Consider the following 3,175-nt stretch of genomic DNA (forward strand, 5'->3'; position numbering starts at 1 on the left):
TACAACGAAGTAGCATCTTTGTTGTGGATGATTCGAGAGGAGGGTAAGCCCTGTGACTTCCATGTCTAAGTGGGTTGTGGTAAAGCTACCAAAGGAAGGTAGCAACGTTAGCAAGAGTGCATGGTTCTTCAGTGATATCGAGAAGGCAGTCTTGCATCAGCAGAGTAGCCCTTACGCTACTGTGCTCACTTACATCGAGGAGTATAAGCCGTCACTCCTTGAACGGTTCGTTGATTGGTTCTATGGCAGCAAAGACCCCACCGTTTAAGCCATACCCAGATTGGACCGTCTCTCGCTTCTTCTCATTTGTAAGAAGCGCACTACGTCAAGCATGGTCTAGATACCCACCGAAGTATCAAGTGCTTGAACTCGCTGCCCGTCCGTATGTCGGATCAGATAAGAGGCAGAAGAAGGAGTATCATTGCGCCATCTGTAAGGAATGGCACAAGCGCTCCAACGTAGAAGTTGACCATATCATTCCAGCAGGTAGTCTCCGTGACTACAGTGATCTGCCGGGATTTGTAGAAAGACTGTTTACTTCCATTGACATGCTGCGGGTTCTTTGTAAGCCCTGCCATAAAGGTGTCACACAGGAAGAGAAGAAAAGAAACAAGGAGCTACTCAATGACTGAACAGAACAAGACCAATGATGAAACCTTCAGCTGCTCGATCAACTTCTCTAGCAAGGACTATCCTGCTCGTGGTGTTGAACTCTCGTACAGCTTTAGCCATGACATGACTGATCGTATCCTCGAAGGCAAAGACGTCCCACCTTCCTACGCAGCAGCTCATGAGATTGCATCCATCATTCAGATGATGCAGAGCCAGCAGCCTTCGTTCAATTACACTGACGATGAACTGGCAGCTATGCCGGAGGACAAGCAAGACGAAGCTATTCGTGAGGCAGCTGCTACAGCAATCCACACGATGCGTGTCATGAGACTCCCGAAGAACTGATGCGTACCCTCATTCTCGACATTGAGACTTCCCCGAACCTTGCATGGGTTTGGGGTTTGAGGAACCAGTTCGTCGCTATCAATCAGATTGAACAGAGTAGCGAGATGCTGAGTTGGGCTGCCAAGTGGAGAGGGAGCAACGAGACTTACTTCGGCTCCACCTTCCACAATGGTAAGCAAGATATGCTGGAAGGCTTGCATGAGATGATGGAAGAGGCTGACATTATTGTGACTTTCAATGGTGAACGCTTCGATCTTCCGATCATCAATCAGGAGTTCTTGTTCGCAGGAATGAATCCTCCCAAGCCGTATATGTCTGTGGATCTGTATCGTACTGTGAGCCGTCGCTTCCGCACTCCAAGTAACAAGCTGGCCTACTGGCTGGAGCGTCTGGGTCTGGAAGGTAAGGCTGACACTGGCGGCTTCGAGTTGTGGAAGAAGTGTATGCTCGGCGACAATGAAGCATGGGCCACCATGATGCAGTACAACACGGATGACGTTATCCGTACTGAGCAGCTGATGGAAAAGATCCTCCCATGGATTCCCAACTTCCCAGTTGAAGTTGTAGCTGACGCAGTGGATCAGGAAGGCAAGCCGGTTGTGAAGTGTGCCTGCGGTAGTTGTCGTATCCAGCGACGTGGTTACAAGCGCACTGCGTCTGGTCTGCACTATCGTCAGTACGCCTGTATGGATTGTGGCAGATGGTTCAGGGAACGTACCCACGACAAGGAAGTAGCAAAGAGTCCGCTGGTTCACGCAGGTCAAATCTAAGGAGGCTGTATGACGTTCAAAGAAAAGATGAAGCTCCAGATTCGTAATTGGCGATGGTGGGCTACGTTGCCTATTACGATTGCTACTATCTTGACCGCGCTGGCTGTTGCTGCTGTCGCACTTGGTGCTTACGTCAGTGTGTTGATTATGGAGCTTGTGATGGTTAGCATTATGCTGGGCTTTAAAGTAGTATGCCGGTGGCGTAACGTGGGTGTGAAGATACAGACAGCACCAGTTAAGTTTAACGGACTACTCGTTAAGGTGTGATGTTCAACAAAGGCTGCCTTCGGGTGGCCCTTTTCTTTAGGAGGATCTATGTGGTTTGAGATTGGAACACAAAGAGACAAGGGCTGGTATCACCACGAGTTTGACATTCACCGCCCAGACAACTATCCTGTGGAAAAGCTCAGGGAAGAGATGTCAGATAAGCTAGGCACTCATAAAGACAACATCATTGTGGAGGAGATTCGTGTATACTCACCTTGAAGACGCACTTGACATTCTCTCGTTCTTGCATAATCATTCTCTGATGACAGAGCCTCTGCGTGATGTTATCGAGAGTGCAAGGGAGAGCATCCAGATGTACATTGAAGAAGGATACAGAATGAAGCCGGAGGAAACATCTATTGGTGATTGATGCGCGCGTGACGTTTGGCAACAAGTTCATTGCCGATCAGCAGAACAAGACGACTAAGGAAACCGATGATCGTCTGAAGGAGATGGGCCCCTCGTTTGTTAAGATGGTGGGCATGGCTTTGAATGCAGCAGAGAAGGAGAAGAGCAATGCGTAAGATAGGTTCATGGGCTATGACTATCTGTTGCCTGCCGCTGCTCTTCATTGTCTACCTATGCCACAGGTTCATTGAGCTTGTATTTGGTGGGATGGACATTGTGGCCGAAGGCTTTGACAGAGCAGCAAACCTTATCAACAAACTCCCCGGTGGTCTAGACTAAAAGAAAAGGCCCCGCGTTAGCAGGGCCCTTGGGTTACAGCACAGCGTCGTAGCATTCTTTCAGGGTGACATACGCGCGGAGTAGCACCGGATACTTCGTGGCTACATCTGCGCTCCACTCTTTGAACTCACCATCAGCAGGAGTGGATAGCTCCTTCACCGTGAACTCTTTAACGTCCACCGTCGCTGAGCTTGGGCAGAGTCGCGGCACGGTTGATGGCTCTAGCGGCTTCATTGAAGCGCACCCACTCATCAGCAGAAAGACTGCACTCAGGCTTAGTGCCCGCAGCTTTGATAGCGTCACGTAGTTTCTCCTTGGTACTCTGGACTTCAGCTGCAAGCTTAGCGTTGTCCTTCTCTATGTACTGAATGACAGGAACTCTCTTCTCAATAGTCTCCATCATAATCACTGTGCGAAGTTTCTCATCAGAGAGTTTCTTCTCAGCTTCTTGTACTTGGCAGTTGGCCTGACCCTTCTCGTAGGAGATGTAGCTA

The 3,175-nt window shown here is 49.4% G+C and carries 9 protein-coding genes; 7 read left to right on the top strand and 2 right to left on the bottom strand.

Annotated features, from left to right (window positions below; translation table 11 throughout):
• The first annotated feature begins 52 nt into the window (after positions 1 to 52).
• From RR877_RS10120 to RR877_RS10150, 7 genes are all read left to right on the top strand, one after another.
• A complete protein-coding gene (locus RR877_RS10120) occupies positions 53 to 268 on the top strand; it encodes a hypothetical protein (protein WP_332628139.1) in 216 nt (71 codons plus the stop codon).
• 356 nt (positions 269 to 624) lie between these two features.
• The gene (locus RR877_RS10125; RefSeq protein ID WP_332628141.1) at positions 625 to 957 is read left to right on the top strand and encodes a hypothetical protein; all 333 of its coding nucleotides are present in this window, start codon (positions 625 to 627) and stop codon (positions 955 to 957) included.
• Positions 957 to 1,727, top strand: a complete 771-nt coding sequence (locus RR877_RS10130; RefSeq protein WP_332628142.1) for a ribonuclease H-like domain-containing protein — start codon at positions 957 to 959, stop codon at positions 1,725 to 1,727. Before RR877_RS10125 ends, RR877_RS10130 begins: the two co-directional genes overlap by 1 nt.
• A 9-nt stretch (positions 1,728 to 1,736) precedes the next feature.
• Complete coding sequence (locus RR877_RS10135) at positions 1,737 to 1,994, top strand: hypothetical protein (RefSeq protein ID WP_332628144.1); 258 nt, start codon at positions 1,737 to 1,739, stop codon at positions 1,992 to 1,994.
• A gap of 48 nt (positions 1,995 to 2,042) precedes the next feature.
• Positions 2,043 to 2,213, top strand: a complete 171-nt coding sequence (locus RR877_RS10140) for a hypothetical protein (RefSeq protein ID WP_332628146.1) — start codon at positions 2,043 to 2,045, stop codon at positions 2,211 to 2,213.
• 140 nt (positions 2,214 to 2,353) lie between these two features.
• Positions 2,354 to 2,518 (top strand): hypothetical protein, encoded by a 165-nt coding sequence (locus RR877_RS10145; RefSeq protein ID WP_332628148.1) that lies wholly within the window; start codon positions 2,354 to 2,356, stop codon positions 2,516 to 2,518.
• Positions 2,511 to 2,681, top strand: a complete 171-nt coding sequence (locus tag RR877_RS10150) for a hypothetical protein (protein ID WP_332628149.1) — start codon at positions 2,511 to 2,513, stop codon at positions 2,679 to 2,681. The genes RR877_RS10145 and RR877_RS10150 overlap by 8 nt, the downstream gene beginning before the upstream one ends.
• Before the next feature lie 33 nt (positions 2,682 to 2,714).
• Here the strand turns inward: RR877_RS10150 and RR877_RS10155 are convergent, their stop codons facing one another.
• Positions 2,715 to 2,840: a hypothetical protein gene (locus tag RR877_RS10155; RefSeq protein ID WP_332628151.1), complete on the bottom strand. Its 126-nt coding sequence runs from the start codon at positions 2,838 to 2,840 to the stop codon at positions 2,715 to 2,717.
• Between the two features lie 10 nt (positions 2,841 to 2,850).
• Positions 2,851 to 3,175, bottom strand: a 325-nt coding sequence (locus RR877_RS10160) for a hypothetical protein (protein WP_332628152.1), incomplete at its 5' end; no start/stop codon positions are given.

Origin of the sequence: Aurantimicrobium sp. (assembly GCF_036667855.1) — a bacterium.
GTDB lineage: Bacteria > Actinomycetota > Actinomycetes > Actinomycetales > Microbacteriaceae > Aurantimicrobium.